Annotated in this window: 18 protein-coding genes; 6 read left to right on the top strand and 12 right to left on the bottom strand. The window is 71.3% G+C overall.

Annotation, left to right across the window (positions count from 1 at the left end; all coding sequences use genetic code 11):
- Positions 1-302 precede the first annotated feature (302 nt).
- Positions 303-2,207: a glycosyltransferase family 2 protein gene (locus ACFWFI_RS07595; protein ID WP_387386757.1), complete on the top strand. Its 1,905-nt coding sequence runs from the start codon at positions 303-305 to the stop codon at positions 2,205-2,207.
- Entirely contained in the window at positions 2,204-4,138 is a 1,935-nt protein-coding gene (locus ACFWFI_RS07590; protein ID WP_387386754.1) for a radical copper oxidase GlxA, read from the top strand. Before ACFWFI_RS07595 ends, ACFWFI_RS07590 begins: the two co-directional genes overlap by 4 nt.
- A gap of 87 nt (positions 4,139-4,225) precedes the next feature.
- On the opposite strand, the gene ACFWFI_RS07585 is transcribed toward ACFWFI_RS07590, so the two are convergent.
- The 6 genes from ACFWFI_RS07585 to ACFWFI_RS07560 all read right to left on the bottom strand — a co-directional run bounded on the left by ACFWFI_RS07585 (position 4,226) and on the right by ACFWFI_RS07560 (position 10,066).
- Positions 4,226-5,236, bottom strand: a complete 1,011-nt coding sequence (locus tag ACFWFI_RS07585) for a glycoside hydrolase family 6 protein (RefSeq protein ID WP_387386752.1) — start codon at positions 5,234-5,236, stop codon at positions 4,226-4,228.
- Positions 5,237-5,514: 278 nt separating this feature from the next.
- Entirely contained in the window at positions 5,515-6,249 is a 735-nt protein-coding gene (locus ACFWFI_RS07580) for a class F sortase (RefSeq protein WP_387386749.1), read from the bottom strand.
- Between the two features lies 1 nt (position 6,250).
- Complete coding sequence (locus ACFWFI_RS07575) at positions 6,251-6,826, bottom strand: hypothetical protein (RefSeq protein ID WP_387386747.1); 576 nt, start codon at positions 6,824-6,826, stop codon at positions 6,251-6,253.
- Between the two features lie 66 nt (positions 6,827-6,892).
- Positions 6,893-7,687: an HAD-IIA family hydrolase gene (locus ACFWFI_RS07570; protein WP_014156087.1), complete on the bottom strand. Its 795-nt coding sequence runs from the start codon at positions 7,685-7,687 to the stop codon at positions 6,893-6,895.
- Between the two features lie 142 nt (positions 7,688-7,829).
- Positions 7,830-8,696, bottom strand: coding sequence for a hypothetical protein (locus ACFWFI_RS07565; protein ID WP_387386744.1), 867 nt, complete (start codon positions 8,694-8,696; stop codon positions 7,830-7,832).
- A 236-nt stretch (positions 8,697-8,932) separates the two neighbouring features.
- Positions 8,933-10,066 carry an ROK family transcriptional regulator gene (locus ACFWFI_RS07560; RefSeq protein WP_387386742.1) on the bottom strand — a complete coding sequence of 378 codons (1,134 nt, stop codon included), beginning with the start codon at positions 10,064-10,066 and terminating at the stop codon, positions 8,933-8,935.
- Between the two features lie 56 nt (positions 10,067-10,122).
- On the opposite strand from ACFWFI_RS07560, the gene ACFWFI_RS07555 reads away from it, so the two are divergent.
- Together ACFWFI_RS07555 and ACFWFI_RS07550 are read left to right on the top strand one after the other, a co-directional pair.
- Complete coding sequence (locus ACFWFI_RS07555) at positions 10,123-11,229, top strand: Gfo/Idh/MocA family oxidoreductase (protein ID WP_387386739.1); 1,107 nt, start codon at positions 10,123-10,125, stop codon at positions 11,227-11,229.
- Positions 11,226-11,705, top strand: a complete 480-nt coding sequence (locus ACFWFI_RS07550; protein WP_387386736.1) for a heme-degrading domain-containing protein — start codon at positions 11,226-11,228, stop codon at positions 11,703-11,705. Before ACFWFI_RS07555 ends, ACFWFI_RS07550 begins: the two co-directional genes overlap by 4 nt.
- 75 nt (positions 11,706-11,780) lie before the next feature.
- Here ACFWFI_RS07550 and ACFWFI_RS07545 read toward each other — a convergent pair whose 3' ends face one another.
- From ACFWFI_RS07545 to ACFWFI_RS07530, 4 genes are all read right to left on the bottom strand, one after another.
- A complete protein-coding gene (locus ACFWFI_RS07545; protein ID WP_387386733.1) occupies positions 11,781-12,641 on the bottom strand; it encodes a fumarylacetoacetate hydrolase family protein in 861 nt (286 codons plus the stop codon).
- A 125-nt stretch (positions 12,642-12,766) separates the two neighbouring features.
- Positions 12,767-13,537 carry a YidC/Oxa1 family membrane protein insertase gene (locus ACFWFI_RS07540; protein WP_387386731.1) on the bottom strand — a complete coding sequence of 257 codons (771 nt, stop codon included), beginning with the start codon at positions 13,535-13,537 and terminating at the stop codon, positions 12,767-12,769.
- A gap of 80 nt (positions 13,538-13,617) precedes the next feature.
- Positions 13,618-13,938, bottom strand: coding sequence for a DUF6412 domain-containing protein (locus tag ACFWFI_RS07535; protein WP_387386763.1), 321 nt, complete (start codon positions 13,936-13,938; stop codon positions 13,618-13,620).
- 56 nt (positions 13,939-13,994) lie between these two features.
- On the bottom strand, positions 13,995-14,528 hold the full coding sequence (locus ACFWFI_RS07530) for a winged helix-turn-helix transcriptional regulator (RefSeq protein ID WP_387386729.1): 534 nt from the start codon (positions 14,526-14,528) through the stop codon (positions 13,995-13,997).
- Positions 14,529-14,664: 136 nt separating this feature from the next.
- Between ACFWFI_RS07530 and ACFWFI_RS07525 the strand changes: the two genes are divergently transcribed.
- On the top strand, positions 14,665-16,068 hold the full coding sequence (locus ACFWFI_RS07525; RefSeq protein ID WP_387386727.1) for an MFS transporter: 1,404 nt from the start codon (positions 14,665-14,667) through the stop codon (positions 16,066-16,068).
- A gap of 120 nt (positions 16,069-16,188) precedes the next feature.
- The gene (locus tag ACFWFI_RS07520; protein WP_387386725.1) at positions 16,189-17,196 is read left to right on the top strand and encodes an SEC-C domain-containing protein; all 1,008 of its coding nucleotides are present in this window, start codon (positions 16,189-16,191) and stop codon (positions 17,194-17,196) included.
- Positions 17,197-17,274: 78 nt separating this feature from the next.
- Here the strand turns inward: ACFWFI_RS07520 and ACFWFI_RS07515 are convergent, their stop codons facing one another.
- Entirely contained in the window at positions 17,275-18,711 is a 1,437-nt protein-coding gene (locus ACFWFI_RS07515; RefSeq protein WP_387386722.1) for an extracellular solute-binding protein, read from the bottom strand.
- Positions 18,708-21,404, bottom strand: a complete 2,697-nt coding sequence (locus ACFWFI_RS07510; protein WP_387386719.1) for a vWA domain-containing protein — start codon at positions 21,402-21,404, stop codon at positions 18,708-18,710. The genes ACFWFI_RS07515 and ACFWFI_RS07510 overlap by 4 nt, the downstream gene beginning before the upstream one ends.

Raw genomic sequence — 21,404 nt, 5'->3', positions numbered from 1 at the left:
CACCGAGTGTGAGGGGGCCTCGCTCATTCCCCTTCCGGCGCGGAAGCGCCCCCGAGGCGCCTTTCGCCACCCCTGTGCGCCTCCTTCACGGTATTCACTCAAATCGCACGTATGGCTGGTAAACAGCCTGTTTCGCCCTTGCGTTCACGCCGCGTATCGGACAACCTGACCTGGTGTCGTCCGAGGGATCCACGGATCTCATGGCCGGGGGAACACGTATCGGCTTTCTCGCGGGGTGGGGACCCCGCTGACGTACGCACAGGTAGAAATCACGCAGAGTTGCTGCGTGCGGGGGGATGACCATGACGTCGACGCCGCCAGGCGACCGGCAGCACAACGACGACCCTTCCCGGACGGTTCAGCTGCGGCTGCCTTCGCAGCTGCGCGCCGGGAGACCGAGACGGCAGGCGAAGAAAGCCCTGCCGCGCTACGACTACGAGCACTACAGTCGGCTCGCCGGGCCTCTGACCCAGCCCGACCCCGGCCGGCCGTATACGGTCCGCTACCGCTCGCTCCTCTCGCAGGAGACCCACCGCATACGCGCGGCCCTGCTGCTGGGTGCCGCGCCGCTCGTCTCGCTGGGTCTCTTCGCATGGCTCATGCAGCCCGAGCACTGGACGGAACGCGACCCGAACCTCCAAAACGACACCCTGCTCGTCCTCGACATCGTGATGCTGGTGTCGATCGGCCTCATCGAGCTCTTCCGCACGATGAACGTCCTGTCGAACGCGCACGCCACGCTGGTGGCCCGCGACCCGGTCCCGGTCATACCGGAGAGCGGTACGAGAGTCGCCTTCCTCACCTCCTTCGTCCCGGGCAAGGAACCCCTGGAGATGGTGACGAAGACGCTCGAGGCAGCCGTGCGCATCCGGCACCGCGGACTGATGCACGTCTGGCTTCTCGACGAGGGTGACGACCCCGCCGTGAAGGAGGTCTGCGCCCGGCTCGGCGTGCACCACTTCTCCCGCAAGGGCGTCGCCCACTGGAACCAGGCCAAGGGCCCGCACCGGGCGAAGACGAAGCACGGCAACTACAACGCCTGGCTCGACGCCCACGGTGACGCGTACGACTTCTTCGCCTCCGTCGACACCGACCACGTACCGCTGCCCAACTACCTGGAGCGGATGCTCGGTTACTTCCGCGACCCGGACATCGGCTTCGTCATCGGGCCGCAGGTCTACGGCAACTACGACACCTTCGTGACGAAGGCCGCCGAGTCCCAGCAGTTCCTCTTCCACGCGCTGATCCAGCGCGCGGGCAACCGCTACGGCTCCCCGATGTTCGTCGGCACGAGCAACGCCGTGCGGATCTCGGCCCTCAAGCAGATCGGCGGCCTCTACGACTCGATCACCGAGGACATGGCCACCGGCTTCGAGATCCACCGCCACCGCAACCCGCTCACCGGCCGGAAGTGGCGCTCGGTCTACACCCCCGACGTCCTGGCCGTCGGCGAGGGACCGACCGCGTGGACGGACTTCTTCACCCAGCAGCTGCGCTGGTCCCGGGGCACCTACGAGACGATCCTCAAGCAGTACTGGAAGGGCTGGTTCTCGCTCCCGGCGGGCAAGCTCTTCAACTACACGATGATGATCATCTTCTATCCGATGTCGGCCATGAACTGGATCCTCGCCGCCCTGAGCTGCGCACTGTTCCTCGGCATGGGCGCCTCCGGCGTCCAGATCGACCCGGTCATCTGGATGATGCTGTACGGCAACGCCTCGGCGCTCCAGATCGGCCTCTACATCTGGAACCGCCGCCACAACGTCTCGCCGCACGAGCCCGAGGGCTCCGGTGGCCTCGCCGGCATGGTGATGTCCGCGCTCTCCGCGCCGATCTACGCCCGCTCCCTGATGGACGCGGTGCTGCGCCGCAAGAGCTCGTTCGTGGTGACGCCCAAGGGCGACTCGTCCAGCCCGGACACCCTCTTCGGCACCTTCCGCATCCACCTCTTCTTCATCCTGGTCTTCGGCGGTTCGATCGCCGCGTCCTTCGTCCTCGGGCACAGCCACCCGGCGATGCTCACCTGGGCCTGCCTGGCACTGCTGATCACCGCCGCGCCGATCTTCGGCTGGCGGTACACGGTCCGCGCCGAGCGCAGGAAGCCCCGCGGCGGACCAGCCGCGCCCGAGCCCGCGCCTCCGGCCGAGCCCTCCTGGGCGAGCAACGAAGACACCATGCAGATCGCCCTTGGGGGACGTAACCAATGAAGTACCGTCCGAGCCGCCGTACCCGCCGCCTGGCGATCGGTACGGCGGTGGTTCTGGCGCTCGCGGGGGCGAACGGGCCCTGGCTGTACCGCTTCGGCACCGAGCACTACCACGCCTACGCCATCAACAAGCAGGACTACAAGGCGGAGAACGGCCACTGGGACTTCCTCGACGTCCCGTCCGAATTCCGGATCAACACGATCCACGCGGCGCTGCTGCACACCGGCAAGGTGCTGCTCGTCGCGGGCTCCGGCAACAACCAGAAGAACTTCGACGCGAAGAGCTTCCGTTCGGTGCTGTGGGACCCGGAGGGGAACACCTACAAGAACATCCCCACGCCGAAGGACATGTTCTGCGCCGGGCACACCCAACTGCCGGACGGGAAGCTCCTCATAGCCGGCGGCACGAAGCAGTACGAGAAGCTCGAAGGCGATGTCACCAAGGCCGGCGGGCTGATGATCGTCCACAACGAGGACCCGGACAAGCCGGTCACCGTCCCCGCGGGCACCCGCTTCACCGGCAAGGGCAACGGCAAGACGTTCGTCTCCAAGGACCCGGTGCTGGTGGAGAAGGCCACCAAGGTCTTCGACAAGGAGACCGGCGCGTTCCTGCGGAACGAACCGGGACTCGGCCGGATCTACGTCGAGGCGCAGAAGTCCGGGACGAGATACGAGACGGGCACCGAGGACAACTACCGGATCTCGGGCCTCTCGGGCTCCGACGCCCGCAACGTCTACGGGATCGCGCAGAAGCTGGCCCTCGACAAGAAGGACTTCCAGGGCATCAAGGAAGCCTACGAATTCGACCCGGTGGCCGAGAAGTACATCAGCGTCGACCCGATGAACGAGGCCCGCTGGTACCCCACGCTCACCACCCTGGAGGACGGCAAGGTCCTCTCCCTGTCCGGGCTGGACGAGATCGGGCAGATCGTGCCGGGCAAGGACGAGGTCTACGACCCGGAGACCAAGAAGTGGGAGTACACCGGCATCGTCCGGAAGTTCCCCACCTATCCCGCCGTCTTCCTCATGAACAACGGCAAGCTCTTCTACTCCGGCTCCAACGCCGGCTACGGACCCGCCGACGTGGGCCGCGACCCGGGCGTCTGGGACCTGGAGTCCAACACCTTCACGAAGATCCCCGGGCTCAGCGACCCGGACATGATGGAGACTTCCGCGACCGTACGGCTGTCCCCCGCCCAGGACGAGAAGTACATGGTGATCGGCGGGGGCGGAGTCGGTGAGTCCGACAAGTCCAGCGAGAAGTCACGGCTGGTCGACCTGACGAAGGACGACCCGCGCTTCACGGACGGCGCCAGCCTCTCCGAGGGCACCCGCTACCCGAGCGCCTCCCTGCTCCCGGACGACTCCCTCCTGGTCACCGGCGGCTCCGACGACTACCGGGGACGCGGCGGTTCGGACATCCTTCAGGCCAGGCTGTACGACGCGAAGTCGGACACCTACCAGCGGGTCGCGGACCCTGCGGTGGGGCGCAACTACCACTCGGGTTCCGTGCTCCTCCCCGACGGCCGGGTCATGATCTTCGGCTCCGACTCGTTGTACGCGGACCAGGCGAACACGCGGCCCGGCACGTTCGAGCAGCGCATCGAGATCTACACGCCGCCGTATCTGTACCGCGACGGACGTCCGGAGCTGACCGCGGGACCCAAGCGCATATCCCGTGGCGGCACGGGGCTGTTCACGACCCAGCACGCCTCGTCGATCACCTCGGCGAAGCTGATGCGTCCGAGCGCCGTCACGCACGTCACGGACACGGATCAGCGGTCGATAGCCCTGGATCTGAAGAAGTCCGCCGACAGCATCACCGTGACCGTGCCGAAGAACCGGGCCCTGGTCCCGTCCGGCTGGTACATGCTCTTCGTCACCGACGCCGACGGCACGCCGTCGGAGGGCACGTGGGTGGAGATTCACTGAGCGGTGTTCTGTGGGTTCGGCCAGGGACGGAGCTTCTCGGGGTTCCGCACCACCCAGATATGCCGCCCCCGCCCCCGGCGGCCCCGCCTACTTCGTGGCGCGGGCCAGCCCCAGCGCGTACTCCGGCCACCAGTCCCCGGCCTTCGGCCCGCCCTTGCAGTCACCGTCCGACTCCCCCGGACGCTTGACCCACAGATACGCGTCGACCAGCTCTTCACCCGTCTCCGTCGTCGGAGGCTCGCCGAGAGCACGGCCGGGCGGGTTGCACCAGTTCTCCGCGGGGTCGCCCCCGTCGTACGGGCCGTTGCCGTTACGACTGGTGTCGATCACGAACGGCTTGCCGCCCACCTTCGCCGAGAGCCGCTTGCCGAAGTCCGTACTGGCCGCCGTCGTCTGGAAGTTGGACACGTTCACCGCGAAGCCGTCGGCCGCCGCGATCCCCGCCCGTTGCAAGGGCTCGAACAGCGCGTCGGGCGTCTGCCATCCCGCGTTCCCCGCGTCCACGTACACCGTGGTGTCCGGCTGTTGCTTGAGGCGCTCGATCGCGCCCTTGAGCAGGTCGTACCGCTCCTCGTGGAACTCCTGCGGGGTGCACCCGTCGACCAGGTGCAGCAGGGCGTCCGGTTCCAGGATCACCGTGGCCCGGCGGTCGCCGATGCCCTTCGCGACACTGTCCAGCCAGGCGCGGTACTCGTCCCCGTCCGCGGCGCCACCCTTCGAGAACTGGCCGCAGTCCCGGTGCGGGATGTTGTACAGGACGAGCAGGGCGTCCCGGCCGGCCCGCTCGGCCGCCTCGGTGAAGCCCTTCGCCGCCTCCTGCGGATTCTCCGGGCTGATCCACTCCCCCACGGGCTGCTCCGCGATCTTCCGGATCAGCTCGGCGTTCCTCTTCTCGCCGTCCTTCGTATAGGCGGCGACCTGCTGCGCGGCGTTCCCGTCGGGATTGACCCAGTACGGATCGCCTCTCTCGGGCTGCTGGTCGACCGCGGCCGGTCCGCCCTTCCCACCGTCGTCGGACGAGGAACACCCGGCCAGCAGCAGAACCGCGACCGTCCCGGCTGCCGCACTCACCCTCAGTCCGGTGTAACTGCCGTACATCCAATCCCCCTTGTACTGATGTACTGCCGCTCGCATCCATCCTGGCACAGCGATCCGGGCCCCGGACGCTCCCGCCCGGATCCGGACATCCTGCCAAAAACACTCCGGGCGCCAGACGTCGTCGGCCTACAGTGTCGTGTCAGTACGAACGACCCGACCTCCCGCGTCGTGCCCGGGCCACTCCCGCGGCCCGGGCAGCGCGGTAGAGGACCGGCCCGGCCGGCGGCTCCGAGGGGGAGCGGACGCCGACCGGGCCAGGTTGTCCTGCCGGGGGCACTTCAGGCGCGGCTGTCGTCGCCGCCCCTCGCCGCGCTCCTCGCGCCGCTCGCCTCCGCGCTCTCCTCCGTGCTCCTGTCGGCGCTCTTCTCCGCCGTCAGGTACGCGGAGACGACCACATTGGCCGTGTACGCATGGGACTTGTGGTCGTACGTACCGCCGCAGGTGATCAGCCGGAGCTCGGCCCGCCCGTCCTCACGCGGCCCGTACGCCTTCTGGGCGTCGAAGCGTTCCCGGGTGAAGACCTGGACGTCGTCGATGGTGAATTCGGCGATCTTCCCGTCGGACCGGCTCACCCGGACCTTCTCGCCCGGCCGGGCCGCGCTGAGTCCGTAGAAGACGGCCGGCTTCGTCTCGGTGTCGACGTGGCCGACGAAGATCGCGGCGCCTTCGGTGCCGGGTTCGGTGCCGTCGGCATACCAGCCGACGGCCTTCGGCGTCGCGAACGGCGGTGGCTCGATCGCCCCTTCGCCGTCCAGCCCGCGCCGCACGATGCTCGCGTCGATCCCGATGGAGGGGATCTCGACCCGCTGTGGCGCGGCCCCGTCGAGCGGGTCGTGGGCCGCGGGCAGCGGGACGCCGAGGGGGCGTCCGACCGCCGCGACGTCACCGGTCGTGGGGGCCGAGTTCCCGGCGGTGGCCGCGCGGCCCCACAGCCACAGTCCCAGCAGGAGTACGGCCCACGCGACACCGGTGAGCAGGCGTCCGGTTCCGGCGGGGCGGTCCGTGGTGGTCATGTCAGTGCTGCGCCGGGCGGCGGCGTCGGGTGCTGCGGAACGCGACGGCGACGGCGGCGACCGCTCCGAGTCCGAGACCGATCACCGCGTGCCGGGTGCCGGGGCCCTCATCGGCCGCGGCCTCCTCGGCGAGCAGCGCGGCGCCTCCGCCACCGGCCCGTACGGGAGCGATGGGCGAGGGGCGGCCGTGATGGACGACGGTGACCGTGCCGGTGACCGTGCCGGTGGCCTTGCCGTGGCCGTCCTTGCAGGTCACCCAGACCTCGTAGTCGTCGGGTGCGGCGTCGGAGCGGATCCGGGCCTGGGCGACGAGGCCCTTGCCGTCGGCCGGCTCGAAGCGCGCTTCGGAAGCGAAGGCTTCGGAATTGCCCCGGGCCGACCTGTCCTTGCCGCAGACGTCGACCCGGAGCTCCACCTCCCCGCCGGGGGAGACACGGGACGGGCTGACCGAGACCGTTCCCGAACGCTTCTCGTCCCTGGGGTCATCGGCTTTCGAATCGGCCAGTGCGGCGGACGCGGGAAGGGCTATCGTCCCGGCCGCCAATGCGGCACAGAACGTGAGGGGCAGTGAACGCATCGTAAACCTCCTGATGGAAGGTTCACGCGTGGGGCGGCATCCCGCATCCGCTGTAGCCCGGTCGGGTTACGGCATGGGCAGGTCGACCAGGTCGACGAGGTCCGCGATGGAGTCGACGACCGTGGAGGGCCGGAAGGGGTAACGGTCCATGTCGGCCTCCGTGGTCAGGCCGGTGAGGACCAGGAAGGTCTGCATCCCCGCTTCCAGGCCGGCGAGCACGTCGGTGTCCATCCGGTCGCCGATCATGGCGGAGGTCTCGGAGTGGGCGCCGATGGCGTTGAGCCCGGTCCGCATCATCAGCGGGTTGGGCTTGCCCGCGAAGTACGGCGCCTTGCCGGTGGCCTTGGTGATCAGCGCGGCGACCGAACCGGTCGCGGGCAGCGGGCCCTCGGCGGACGGGCCGGTCTCGTCCGGGTTGGTGCAGATGAAGCGGGCGCCGCCGTTGATCAGCCGGATCGCCTTGGTGAGCGCCTCGAAGCTGTAGGTCCGGGTTTCTCCCAGGACGACGTAATCGGGCTCGTGGTCGGTGAGGACGTAGCCGATGTCGTGCAGCGCGGTGGTGAGTCCGGCCTCGCCGATGACGTACGCCGTGCCTCGCGGACGCTGGTCGTCCAGGAACTGGGCGGTGGCCAGGGCGGAGGTCCAGATGTTCTCCACGGGCACGTCCAGGCCCATGCGCTTCAGGCGCGCGTGCAGGTCACGGGCGGTGTAGATGGAGTTGTTGGTGAGGACCAGGAACGGCAGTCCGGAATCCCGCAGCCGCTTGATGAAGGCGTCGGCCCCGGGGATGGGCGTGCCCTCGTGGATGAGGACACCGTCCATGTCGGTCAGCCAGGATTCGATCGGCTTGCGCTCTGCCATGTGACGGGCTCCTGCCGTACGTACTGTGCACTCGGGGTGCTGGACGCCGGCGGCACCGCGTTGTGCAGCGCCGACGCCTCGATTTTAGGCTGCCCGTTCCGCCGGACGGAACCGGTTGATCACAGAGAACTGCGGCACCGGATCAGCGGTGGCCTCCGCGCAGGCGCCTGGAGTAGATCATGGCGACGGCTCCGGCGAGGAGGAGCGTCCCGGACGCGGCACCCGCCCAGCGAGCGCGGGCCTGGCCGGTGCGGGCGAGTTCGGGCACGGGGTCGCCCTCCGCGTCCATCGTCGTCCCGGTGTCCTCGGGCGCCTCGAGCCCGCCGTCGACGATGACGAAGGAGTAGGCGGCCGACTCCCCTACCCAGTCCCCGTCGGTGCCGGCCTGCTCGGCGTCGTCCTGGGCGCTGCGCCGCTGCACGATGGCGGCGTGGGCGGTGACCTTGCCGGGCCGGGTGTCGGAGGTGAACGCCATCCGGACCTGGACCGTGACGGTCTTCTTGGCGGGGACGGTGAAGCCGGGGAAGTCGTCGTCCTGCTCCCCGCCGCCGAAGACGCCGATCTGCTCGTCGCGGTCGGTGGACTCCCAGCTCACCCGGTGCTCCTCGTCGGGGTGTGCCCGCTCGGTGAACTCCAGCTGGATCTGTTCGGCCGTCAGCGTCCGGTCCTCGTCGGTGAGCACCAGGACGGGGTGGATGGAGTGGCACGACTCCGAGGTCGTGTTGGTGAGGTCGAGGTACCAGGTCCCGTAGCCGCCGCCGGAGGCATAGGTGCCGGGGCCGCCGTGGATCCGTGTCTCGATGGGGAAGTCCTCGCCGTCCGGATCACCGCAGGCGGGAAGCGCCGTGCCCGCGACGGCCACGGTGCCGGTCGCCGCGGGGGCGGTGACCGGGATGGCGATGGCGGCCGGGACGCCGAGGAGACCGGCCGGGACGACCAGCCCGGCGGCCAGTCCGAGTCGGGTGAGGGCACGGCCGTCGCGCAGTCGTGCGGGGGGTCTGGTGGACATGGTGGGTCACCCTTCGCTGCTCGCGAACGGCCGGGGCGGAGGGCCACCTGCTGTGTCGGCGGCGCTGCCACGCGCGGCCGGACGTACGGCCGTGGTTCAGGTCCCGGACCGGTCGGTCATCGTCCGCGACGCTGCCACGCGCGCGCGAGGGGCCGCCACCGCTGGGCGGCGTACACCGCCCGTTCGGGCGTCATGTTCCGCTCGATCGGCCCCGCCCCCGTGGTGGCGGGCCGCGCTCAGACCCGCTCGCCGCCGTCTTCTCCGGCCCGGCCGAAGAGCGGGGCGAGGACCAGCTGGGCCGCTCCCTCGGCGACGGGTCGGTCGCCGCCGCCCGCCACGGTGACGGGTACGGCGGCGGTGACGCCCTCCCGCCGCGCGCGCTCCTCGATGACGGCGCGGACCCCGCTCACATAGGCGTCCTCGTGGGCGGCGACGGTGCGGCCTCCGAGGACGACCCGGTCGATGTCGAGCAGCCCGACGAGGTTGGCGGCGCCCGCTCCGAGGACCCGGGCCGCCTCGGCGATGTCGCCGCGGGCGTCGGCGGTCAGACAGAGCGCCTCGATGCAGCCGCGCCCGCCGCAGCCGCACCGGGGGCCGTCCAGCTGGAGGGTCTGGTGGCCGAATTCCCCGGCGCCGGTACGGGCTCCGCGGTGCACGGCCCCTCCGAGGACGAGACCGGCGCCGAGGCCGGTGCCCAGGTGGAGGTAGGCGAAGTCGGCCTCGGCGCGTTCACGCAGCGCGAGGCCGAGGGCGGCGGCGTTGGTGTCCTTGTCGACGACGACGGGCAGCCCGGTGTGCTCGGCGAGCGCGTCGCGCAGCGGGTAGCCGTCCCACTGGGGGAAGCCGGTGACCCGGTGCAGCACCCCGCTGCGGTGGTCCAGCGGGCCCGGCAGGGCGGCGCCCACGCCGAAGACCTGCCGGGGCGCGGTCCGGGGGGCCTCTTCCCGTACCGTCTGCACCGCGTGGGCGGCCGTGGCGAGGACCTCGGCGGCCGGGGCTCCGAGGTCGAGCGGGAAGGTGCGGGTCGCGACCGTGGTGCCGGCGAGGTCGGCCAGGACGGCGGTGAGTTCGTCGCGGTCCAGATGGAGACCGACGGCGTATCCGGCGTCCGGGACGAGGCGCAGGACGGTGCGGGGCTTGCCGCCGGTGGAGGCGAGCCGGCCCGCTTCGGCGGCGAGGCCCTCCGCCCGGAGTCTGGCGGTGATCTTGCTGACGGCCTGCGGTGTGAGTCCGGTGCGCTCGGCGAGCTCCAGCCGGCTGATGCCCTGCTCACCGGCCACGCGGAGCAGGTCGAGGACGAGCGACGCGTTGTGGTGGCGCAGGGCCGGCAGATTCGCCCCGCCGCCCCTCCTGCTGTTGCTCCTGTTCACCGCACCATTGTCTCCATCGCTTGCACTTTGGCAACAGCGTTGCTTAAGTGGATTGCATGACTGCCAACGCTCCTCTCCGCGTCGGGCTCGTCGGCTACGGCCTGGCGGGTTCCGTCTTCCACGCCCCGCTGGTCTCCGCGACCGAGGGCCTTGTCCTCGACACGGTCGTCACGTCGAACGAGGAGCGGCAGGCGCAGGCCCGCGCCGAGTTCCCCGGCGTGCGGCTGGCGGCCTCGCCCGACGAGCTGTGGCCGCGCGCGGACGAGCTGGACCTGATCGTGATCGCCTCGCCGAACAAGACCCATGTCCCGCTCGCGAGGGCGGCACTGGAGGCGGGGCTTCCGGTGGTCGTGGACAAGCCGCTCGCCGGTACGGCCGCCGAGGCCCGCGAGCTGGCCGCGCTGGCGGCGGAGCGGGGGCTGCTGCTCTCGGTCTTCCAGAACCGCCGCTGGGACAACGACTTCCTCACGCTGGCCGGTCTGATCGAGGACGGTGAGCTCGGTGAGGTGCAGCGTTTCGAGTCCCGCTTCGAGCGGTGGCGTCCGCAGCTGAAGGGCGGCTGGCGCGAGTCGGGCGACCCGGAGGAGATCGGCGGGCTGCTGTTCGACCTGGGCAGCCATGTCGTCGACCAGGCGCTCACACTGTTCGGCCCGGCGGTGCAGGTGTACGCGGAGTCCGACGTACGCCGCCCGGGCGCGGCGGCCGACGACGACACCTTCATCGCGATCACGCACACCAACGGGGTGCGCTCGCACCTGTACGCGAGCGCCACCACGGCGCAGCTCGGCCCGCGCTTCCGGGTGCTCGGCTCGAAGGCGGGCTATGTGAAGTACGGCCTGGACCCGCAGGAGGCCGCTCTGCGTGAGGGCGCGCGTCCGACGGCGGGCGAGCCGTGGGGCGAGGAGCCCGTGGAGCTGTGGGGCCGGGTCGGTTCGGGCGAGTCTCCACTGACCGGCGGCGGCGACCCGGTCCGTACGCTGCCGGGTGACTACCCCGCGTACTACGCCGCTGTGGCCTCCGCCCTGTGCGGCGGGGGCGAGAACCCGGTGACGGCGCTGCAGGCCGCCGCCGCGCTGGATGTCCTGGAGGCGGCGCGGCGCTCGGCCCGCGAGGGCGTGTCCGTGACCCTTCTTCCCCACCACGACGAGGAGCGTCACGCATGAGCACCGGTGTTCCGACCATCTCCGAGCTGATCGCGCAGGAGCGGCGTCTGACGCTGCCGCGTTTCGGCTACGACGACGCGTACGCGCTGGGCGGTCTGCTGGTCGCGCTGGCCCGTGAGCGGCATGCCCCGGTCGCGATCGACATCCGGCGGGGCGGCCAGCAGCTGTTCCATGCGGCGCTGCCGGGTTCGAGCGCGGACAACGACGCCTGGATCGACCGTAAGCGGAGGGTCGTGGAGCGGTACGGGGAGAGCTCGTACCTCGTCGGTACGCGTTTCCGGGCGAAGGGCACGACGTTCGAGGAGTCCTCGCGGCTGGACCTGGACACGTATGCCGCGCACGGCGGCTCGTTCCCGATCGCCGTGGAGGGCGCGGGCGTGATCGGCTCGGTCACGGTGTCGGGTCTGCCGCAGGCCGAGGACCACGCGCTGGTGGTGCAGGCCCTGGAGCAGTTCACGACGCGCCCCCAGGGCTGAAGCACCTGACAGCGGTGTGCCCCAGGCGTTCTGACAGCGGTGCGGCCGCCGGGTGGTCCCGGCGGCCGTGCCGCGCTACGCGTCCTTGAGCTCCTGGCGCTGGCGTCCGAGCCCTTCGATCTCGAGCTCCACCACGTCCCCCGCCCTGAGGTACGGCTTCGGCTCCGGCCGGCCCATGGCCACGCCCGCGGGGGTGCCGGTGTTGATGACGTCGCCCGGGTAGAGCGTCATGAAGTGGCTCAGATAGCGCACGACCTCACCGACCGGGAAGATCTGCTCGGCCGTCGTGCCGTCCTGCTTCAGCTCCCCGTTGACCCACAGCTTCAGCCCCAGCGCCTGCGGGTCGGGCACCTCGTCCGCGGTGACGAGCCAGGGGCCCAGCGGGTTGAAGGTCTCGCAGTTCTTGCCCTTGTCCCAGGTGCCGCCGCGCTCGATCTGGAATTCCCGCTCGGAGACGTCGTGCGAGGTCGCGTATCCGGCGACGTGCCCGAGCGCCTCCTCCGCGGAGTCCAGGTAGCGGGCGGTGCGGCCGATCACGACGGCGAGCTCGACCTCCCAGTCCGTCTTCCGGCTGCGGCGCGGCACGAGCACGGTGTCCTCGGGGCCGACGACGGTGTCGGGGGCCTTGAAGAACAGGATCGGCTCGTCCGGGATCGCCGCCCCGGTCTCGGCGGCGTGGTCGTGGTAGTTCAGCCCGATGCACACGATCTTGCCGATCCGCCCGAGGGGCGGTCCGACCCGGAGGCCGTTCGCGTCGAGCGGGGGCAGGACGTCGGGCGTCTGGGCCGCCTCGCGGACGCGGGCCAGCGCGGAGGCGTCGGCGAGGAGCTCGCCGTCGATGTCGGTGACGAGGCCCGAAAGGTCACGCAAGGTCCCGTTACGGTCAAGCAGCGCGGGGCCTTCCGAGCCCGCCGTACCCACTCGAAGAAGCTTCAACGGTCCATCTCCCCTTGGTCGAGATCGAGCCCGTCGATGGGTTGCGGCCAGCGAAAGGCTTGGCTGATCCTCCAAGACATCGGATCACTCCGCAAGACCCTGTTCACACACTGGACCCGGACCACTCAGACGGCGGGCGCGACGGCGGCCTCGGGCGCCGGGGCCTCCCGGTAGAGGTAGGCGCGCTCGATGGCGGTCCAGGTGGTGCTCGTGACGATGTACAGAGCCGCCGCGAGCGGTACGTAGGCGACGGAGACGAGGGTCAGGAAGGACATCAGCGGCATGACCTTCGTCATCGCGCCCATGCCGGGTACGGGCTGTCCGTCCGGTCCGGTGGCCGGCGTCATGGGGTTCGCGGCCATCTGCCGCTTGGTGCGGCCGTAGTTGAAGGTGGCGACGGCGGCGACGATCACGAAGAGCGCGAGGTAGACCAGCCCCTGCCCGCCGAAGGGCCCGCCCTCGGCGAGCGCGTCGTGCCAGCGTTCGCCGAGCGGGGCACCGAAGAGCTCGTGGCCGAGCAGCGAGTTCGGGTCGCCGCCGATCTTCTGGCTGGAGAAGAGGTGGTAGAGCAGGAAGAAGGCGGGCATCTGGAGCAGGCTCGGCAGGCAGCCGGAGAGGGGTGAGACCTTCTCCTTCGCGTGGAGCTCCATGAGCGCCTTCTGCATCCGGTCGGGGTTCTTGCTGTGCTTCTTGCGCAGTTCGGCGATCTGCGGCTGGAGCTTGGTGCGGGCCCTCTGCCCGCGCGCCGCCGCCCGCGAGAGGGGGTGGACGGCGAGCCGCACGAGGGCGGTGAAGAGGACGATCGCGGCGGCGGTGGACGCGCTCTGGAAGAGGGGCTGGAGCAGGTCGGCGAATGCGCCTACCAGGCTCGCGAAAGCGGACATGAATGCGGACATGGGTGAGCCCTCCGGGGGTCTCGTCGGCCTAAGGAACTCGGCAGGACGACCCGCGCAGAAGATCGTGGAAGGTGTGCCCTCTACGCGGCCGTCAGGAGGGCGGCCCCGGGCGCTCGGGGCCTGGTGCGTCCCCGGGCGTCGGGGTCCCGCTGCGGGAGGAACGCGGTGCGCTTCTCGCGGTCGCGCATGGCGGTGCGCACTCTCGTACGGGGTACGGGCGCGGCACAGCGGGCGCTGATGACGGAGCAGACGAGGAGCGCCGAGCCGGCGGCCGCGGTGGCGGCGAGCGCGACGGCGGCGGAGAGGCTGCCGCCTTCGGCGAGGAGTACCTCGGTGAGGAACAGGACGAGGAAGGCGGCGGGGCGGAAGAGGCGGGCGACCGCTCGGCGTACGCGGTTCATGTCGTCGTTCACTTGCCCTCCCCCTTCGCTTTCCGCTCGATCGTGTCCTTCAGCCGTTATACACGATCCGCGTCCAGCGGCTGAAGGAGCCGACGGGGGGCGAGCAGCGCGCGGCTCACGTGGTCCTCCGGGTCGGGGTCGAGTCCGGTACCGGGCCGCATCTCCACGTCCTCGAGCGGTACGGCGACGTTGCCGCAGGCCGTGCACTGTCCGAACGCCCCGAGCTCGGTGCCGCACGTGGCGTGGAAGAAGAAGCGCATGGGGGCCGTGCCCTCGATGTGCTCGCGGCCCCAGAGGCCGAGGGAGCGCAGGGTGGGCCAGAGGGCCTTGCCGCTGTCGGTGAGGACGTATTCGTCGCGCGGGGGCGACTCCTGGTAGCGCTGCCTGGCCAGGACCCCGGCCTCGGTGAGCGCCTGGAGGCGGGAGGCCAGGACGGCGCGCGGGATGCCGAGGTGGCCGAGGAAGTCGTTGTAGCGGCGTACGCCGTAGAAGGCGTCGCGCACGACGAGCAGGGTCCAGCGCTCCCCGATCACTTCGAGTGCGCGGGCGATCGAGCACTGCTGTGCCGCGTAGTCCTTGCCGAGAGCCATGGGTATCACTTTACTCCGTAGGTTCGGTGAATGAACTTACCCGTGCTAGCGTGATGCGCCTCAGTAGGTTCATTCAACGAACCTTCGGCCATGAACCTGGATCGATCCCAGGCGGGCCGATCCCCGGAGGGACGTCATGACCCAGCAGCCCGTGCAGACCGCCACGGCCCCCGCGCCACGGCCTGTCCGACTCCGTCCGCCGCACCGGCCCGGCGCGACGCTCGCCGTCACGAGCGCCGCCACCGCCGTCGCGCTGATGAACTACACCGCGCCGATGGCGGCACTCCCCGCTCTCTCCGCCGCCTTTGCCACTCCGCCCGCCGCCCAGGCGTGGCTGCTCAACGGGGCGCCGCTCGGTCTCGCCGTGCTGCTGCTGGTCGCGGGCAGCCTCGCCGACGACTACGGCCGCCGCAGGCTCTTCCTCATAGGCACCCTCGGTCTGGGCGTGACCACCGCGCTCGGCGCCCTCACCACCAGCACCCTCGGCTTCACCCTCACCCGGGCGGGCCAGGGCGCCGCGAGTGCGGCGATCCTGGCCACCAGCCTCGGCCTGCTGGTCGGCGCGTATCCGGTCGGCCACGCACGGATCAAGGCGATGGGGGTGTGGGGCGCGTCCGTGAGCGCCGGGATCGCGCTCGGCCCGCTGCTCTCGAGCTCACTCGGCACCCTCGACTGGCGGCTGACGTATCTCGCCCTGGGCCTCGGTGCCCTCGTCACGGGGGTCTTCGCCCTCCGCGCGCTCACGGAGTCCCGCGCACCCCGCGCCGGCCGCCCCGACGTGGCGGGCGCCGCCGTGCTCGGCCTGGCGATGACCGCGCTCCTGACCGCACTGACGCTCGGCAGGGACGGCTGGCTGCGCGCGCCGGTCGGTCTGCTGCTGCTCGCGGCGCTCGCGCTGACCGCCGTGTTCGCCGTGGTGGAGCGCCACGCGGCGGCACCGCTGATCGATCTGTCCCTCTTCCGCAGCCGCCCCTTCCTCGCGGCTGCGGTGGGCGGCCTGTTCACCGGGCTCTCGGTGATCGGCCTGTTCAGCTATCTGCCGACCCTGCTCCAGCACGCGCTCTCGCTGTCCGCGCTCGACTCGGCCTGGCTGTTCCTGCTCTGGTCCGGTACGTCGTTCGTCGTGGCCCTGCAGTCGCGGCGGCTGACCGGCCGGGTCACGGCCCGGCACCAGCTGGCGGCAGGCTTCGCGCTCCACGCGGTGGCGGTACTGCCCATGCTGGGGACCCTGACCGGCACACCGGGCGGCGCGGAGGCATCGGTGTGGGCGCGTCTCGTCCCGGCTCTGATCGTGGCCGGCGCCGGCAGCGGCCTGATCAACGCGGCTCTGCCCCGCCTCGCGGTCGAGTCCGTGCCGCCGGAGCGGGCGGCCATGGGATCCGGCGCCAACAACACCGCGCGCTACCTCGGCTCCTCCGCCGGTGTGGCCGTGACGATCGCGGTGGCGCCGACCACGGCGGGCGCCGACGGGGCGGTGCTGCTGTCCGCCGGCATGGCACTCGTGGCCACGGCGGGCGTCCTGCTCCTGCGGCAGCGCTGAGTGTTCCCCCCGTCGCGCCCGGGCCTCGGGCCGCGTGTTCGCCCCACCGCCCTCCGGCCTTCATCAGCGCTCCGGCCCGCTCTCTCTCACCTCACCCCCGTCCCGCAGTACCGTGTGGCCATGCGCCCCGACACGCCTGCCGACCACATCACCGAAGCCGAGCGCCTGCTGCGCACCGCGGCGCAGTATCCCGAGGACCACGAACCGCTGTTCCTCCAGGCCGCGGCCCATCTGGAGCTCGCCGGAGAGCGCGCCCGTGCGAGCACTCTCTACGACGAACTGCTCGGCTCCGCCGATATCGCCATCGAGCACCCGCACCGGGTCAAAGCACTCAAAGCATCCAACCTCTGGGAGTACGGCCACGAGGCGGAGGCCCGCGCGATCATCGACGGAATCCGCACCGCCGGCCCGCTCGACGCGGCACCGTGGGAGATCGCCGCCGAGACGCTCGAGGCGCACGACGAGCTGGAGGCGGCCCACGACTTCTTCTCGACCGCTCTGACGCTGCTCCTCGCGCCGGGCGAGGAAGTCCCGTACGCCACCCAGTCGCTGCTGATCGGACGGCACCGGGTGCGCAGGCTGATGGGCGTCGCCCACGACGCGTGGGACGAGCTGGCCGACACGCTGCACACGGCCGCCGTCCCCCTCGACGAGCTGCACGACCCGAAGCGTCTGTGGTCCCTCGGATCCTCGGATCCGAGCGAGCTGCAGGCGGAGATCAACCGGCTCCGCGCCGAACTGGGCACCTACCGCAACGCGCTGTCCCGCCCGTTCCCCGTCGCGGTGCTGCACTGGCCCGAGGACGAGCTGCGCGAACTCCTCGCCGCCTACCCGGAGCTGGCCCAGGAGTACCTCTCCCACGAGGACCATCTGGCACGCCTGGAGGCGGCGTTGCGGGATCTCCATGCGGCCGGCACGCCCAACCTCGGCATCGTGACGGGCACGGTCCCCTCCTACGAGGCGTTCGCAGCCTCGGAGGCCGCGTCCCCGTCCGACCCCGACCTGCTCCCCCAGTACGCCACGACGCTGGCGGCCCGCGGCCGCGCCGTCCCCTGGCCCCCGGCGCGCAGCGCGGCGTGCTGGTGCGGTTCGGGGCGTTCGTACCGCGAGTGCCACGGGGCCGGCTGAGAAGGCCCGCCCTTCGGTGGTGAGGGGGGCCGCCCGCTCCTCTCACCTGCCGGCAGGTGAGGGGGCCGCCCGCTCCTCTCACCTGCCGGCGAACACGTCCCGCAGCTCGGTGTCCAGCTTGCCGGCGGCCTCCGCGGTGTCGGGTCGCTCCGCGGCCAGCAGCGCGTGCACCCGGGACTGCAGCACCTGGGTGAACGCGCCGTAGTACGGAGTGCGCGGCCTCTGCACGGCCTCGGTCAGCGCCGCACCGAGCAGCCGGATGTACGCGTTCCGTGCCTCGGCCCCCTGGCCCTTGCGGGTGCCCTCCCCCGTGGCTGCCGCCTTCGGCGAGTCACCGGCGGGCCGGAGCGCGGCGGCGACACGGGGCCAGCACGGCTTCGGTGCGCTGCCGTACACCGAGGCCCGGGTCGCGGCGAAGCCCGCGTCGAGCAGGCAGCGCTCGCTCTCCCGCGAGGTCAGGAAGGTGATGAGCGCGCGGGCGTTGTCGGCGCGGGGCGAGTCTGCGGTGACGGCGAGGTTCTGCCCGCCCAGCACGGCCTTCCCCGGCAGCCGGTTCACGGCGTACTCCGTCGCCTCCATCAGGCTCCCCAAGGCCCCGTAGGCGTACGGCCAGTGGCGCAGGAAGACGGCGCGGCCCTCGGCGAAGTCGGTGAGGGAGGCCGTCTCGTCCGAGGTGAGCGCGGCGGGCTGGACGCGGCCCCGGCCGACGCGGTCGAGGAGGGAGTCGAGACCCTTCTTCAGCTCCCCGGCGCTGGAGCTGTACCGTCCCTCGCTGTCGGTGAGTTGGACCCCGGCGTCGGCGAACGCCTCGACGGTGTTGACGGTGAGCCCCTCGTACTGCTTCAACTGCGTGGTCCAACCAGCCCGTTCATCGCTCCGGACCGGGTTCAGCCCGAGTGTCTTGACCGAGGAGTAGAGCTGGTCCCACGTCCAGTTGGCGGTGGGCTGCTTGTCCGCCTTGATGTCGGCCTCCGTCAGGAGGTCGGGCCGGTAGTAGAGCAGCCCTACGTCGGTGTTGAACGGCCGGGCGTAGGAGCGGTCCTTCCAGACGGTGGTGGCGTGGACCTGGCGGATGAAGTCGGCGTCGTCGTCGGCGGCGCCGGTCTCCGCGACGGGCATCGGGCTGATGAGCCCGGCCTCGGCGAATTCGGGGATCCAGGTGATGTCGAGGTTCACCACGTCGTAGCGGGCGCTGCCGGACTGGAGGGCTCCGAGGAGCTGGCTGCGCTGCTGGTCGGCGCCGCCGGGCAGCTCGACGAGCTTGGCCTGCTGGGCCTTCGACCCGGCGTGCCGGCGGTTCCATTCCTCTATGAGCTGCTGCCGCACGCTGCCGGAGCCGGTGACGTCGAGCCCGCTGGCGACGACGATGGGTCCTGCCGCCGCATCCTCCTGGCCTGACTTCCCCGTGCCTTCGGGCCCTCCCGTGCAGGCGGCGGAGACGAGTGCGAGCAGACAGCCCAGCGCCACGGCCGTCCTGGCCCGGCGGCGGCTGGTGCGACGGTCGCCGTAGGTCATTCCGCGTCCCCCGTACCGGCCTTGGCGACCTCCGCCGCCAGTTCGGCCGCGATGTCGTCCCCGGGGTCCAGGCAGCGCCCGCCGCTCGCCACGGCGAGCCGGTCGCCGAACCGGCCGGGTGTGCAGGCGCCGTCCTGCAGCGAGACCGTCACGATCCTGACGTACGGTGTCCTCCCCGCCTCCGCGACCAGCTTCCGCTGTTCGCTCTTCCCGACCTCCTCGAAGTCCTCCCCGTCGGTGACCAGCACGAGGAGCCGCGGCTGTTCCAACTCGGTGGAGCCACCGCGCAGCGTCCCGAGGGCCGCCTCCAGGCCGTCCGCAATGCGGGCATCGAAGGCGGCGGTCCTCGCGCCGGCGACGGCCTTCTGCGCTCCGGCCCTGATGTTCGGCCCGAACCCCACGAGGTCCGTGGCCGGTTTCCCCTCATCGACAGCGGTCATCCGCACCCCGTACGAGTCCTTGGCCCCCAGGGAGCTCATCGAGCGGGCCACCAGTTCCTTGGCGCCGCCGGTGCCGTCCCAGACCCGTTTGTCCGCCATCGAGGTCGAGTTGTCGAGGAGGTAGAGCACCTGGCCGGGTCCGAGCGCCTCCCGGTAGCTGCTCAGGGTGTCACTCAGCGACGCCGACGCGTCGGCGTCCGGGCCGGTCGCCGGGATCCGTTCGCGCACGGCTGTCGTGTTGTCCTCGGACCGCAGTACGGAGTCGTCGTCGGGCGGGGCGGGGTCGCCCTTCCCGACGCCGCGGAAACCGTCGTCGGTGAAGATCTTCTGCGCGACCCGTTCCGTGGCCAGCCAGTCGTAGAAGTCCTCGACGGCCGCCTTGCGGGCTGCGGTGTCACGGTCGGCCCCGGCCCAGGTGACCCTGACGAAGGGCAGGTCAAGCATCGGCACGTCGGAGGGGTAGTGGGCAACCCGGTGCGCCAGTGCCTCCGTCGCGCAGGCGGGGCGGCCCTCCTCACCCGCCGAGAGGTTGAACTGCGCCAGGGTCTGCTCCGGCACGAGCACCGCCGCCCGGTCCTCCACGTCGTTGTGCGTACCGTCGGCCAATGCGCACATCAGTTCCCGCGCGGTGGAGGGCATGGGCCGCAGTACCTGCGCCATGCGATGTTCGACCGCGGACGCGTGTCCGTCACCGGGGGTGGCGTAGAGCGCGTCGGTCGCCAGGAGGGCGCCTTCGGTGCTCTCGGGGTCGGGGCGCAGGATCTCGACCTCCTGGGCAGCCTCGAGCCCGACGATGATCGAGCCGAGCGGATCGTCGGTCTGCAGGCTCTGCGCCAGGGCCATGGTGTCCGGCACGCCGAGGACCATCGGTGTGTAGGCGACGGAGCCCAGCCGGTCGAGGTCCACGACGCTCTTCCCCGCGCCCGCGGACGGCTCGTCGGCCCCCGCCGCGGCGGAGGCGGAGCCGCCGCTCGACCCCTCGGCCGTCGCACGCTGCCACGCGCTGCCCGCGGCCGGGATCCAGATGTCGGGCTGCGCGCCGACGTCCCGCTGGGGCCGCAGACAGTCGCCGGAGGCCGGGCAGGCGGCGGGCGGTTCCTGCCAGAGCGAGGAGGACCGGAAGGCCGACACCGCGTCGGTGGCCTTGGCGTCGTACACATTGATGCCGACGGCCCGGCAGCCGTCACCGTCCAGCTTGGGATAGGCGTCGGCGGCCTTCTGCACGGTGGCCCGCAGATCGGGGTCGGTGAGCACGCGCAGCTCCAGGGGCGAATCGCAGTCGCCGCCGTTGGACCCGCCCACGAGGTACCACGTCCCGGCCCCGGCCAGAGCGAGGACTCCCGCCAGGACGAGCGCGGTCGTACGCGTCATGCGGCGGACCAGGACGGGTGGCAGGCGGCGCGGGAAGGCCGGGACCGGCAGCCGCGACCACCATCTGCCGGCGGCCTTCCGCGAGCCGGCCTCAGCAGGCGGCGGGGACTGGGGCTCCGGGTCCGCCGCGAGCGCGAGCACCACGTCGTCGCCGTGCCGCCGCTCGTCCGGGACCCACGGGTGACCGTCTACGGCCTTGTACGACGCCATCGCCCGGCGTATCCCGGTGACGATCCGGGTGAAGGTGACCGGCTCCCCCTCACCCGTGGTCAGCAGCCGGTGCAGGGCAGCCGTGAACTCCGTACCGGTGCCGGGATCTCCGGGCGGGATCTCCACGCCCGGCTCCGCCGCGGTGAGCAGCGCGAAGTTCTGTCCGGCGGCGGGGCTGAAGGCCCAGAGTGCGTTGCCTGCGAAGCAGCAGTCGAGGATGACGACGACCCAGTCGGCGCGGGCGTAGCGCAGTTCGGACATGATGTCGCCGCGCCAGGACAGGGTGTCCACGAAGGGGTGCTGCCGGTCCCTGGTCACCCGTGAGTCGGTGAACATCAGATTGAGGTCGCTGCCGTCCGGGCGCACGATGCCGTGCCCGGCGAAGTAGACCACCAGCAGCCCGGTGACCTCCTCCCGAGCCGCCTTCAGCGCGGCACTCACCCGGATCGGGTCCACGGTGGCCGCCGGACCGCCGTCCGTGGGGACCTCGACGAGATCCTCCGTGCTCAGCATCCCGGTGCGCTCGGCGGTCAGGGCCTCGCGCATCAGGCGGAGGTTCGTGGCGACGGCCGGGAGGTCGTTCCGGGCGCCCCTGTAGTGCTCCACCCCGATGAGCACGGCTCTGTGCCGCTTGGCTCTGTTCGCCTCGCCGCGCGCGTCGTACGGCGGCAC

Origin of the sequence: Streptomyces sp. NPDC060209, assembly GCF_042728155.1 — a bacterium.
In the GTDB taxonomy this organism is placed as follows: domain Bacteria; phylum Actinomycetota; class Actinomycetes; order Streptomycetales; family Streptomycetaceae; genus Streptomyces.
The sequence above is the reverse complement of the archived record's forward strand: the minus strand, read 5'-3'. Positions and strand labels throughout refer to the sequence as shown.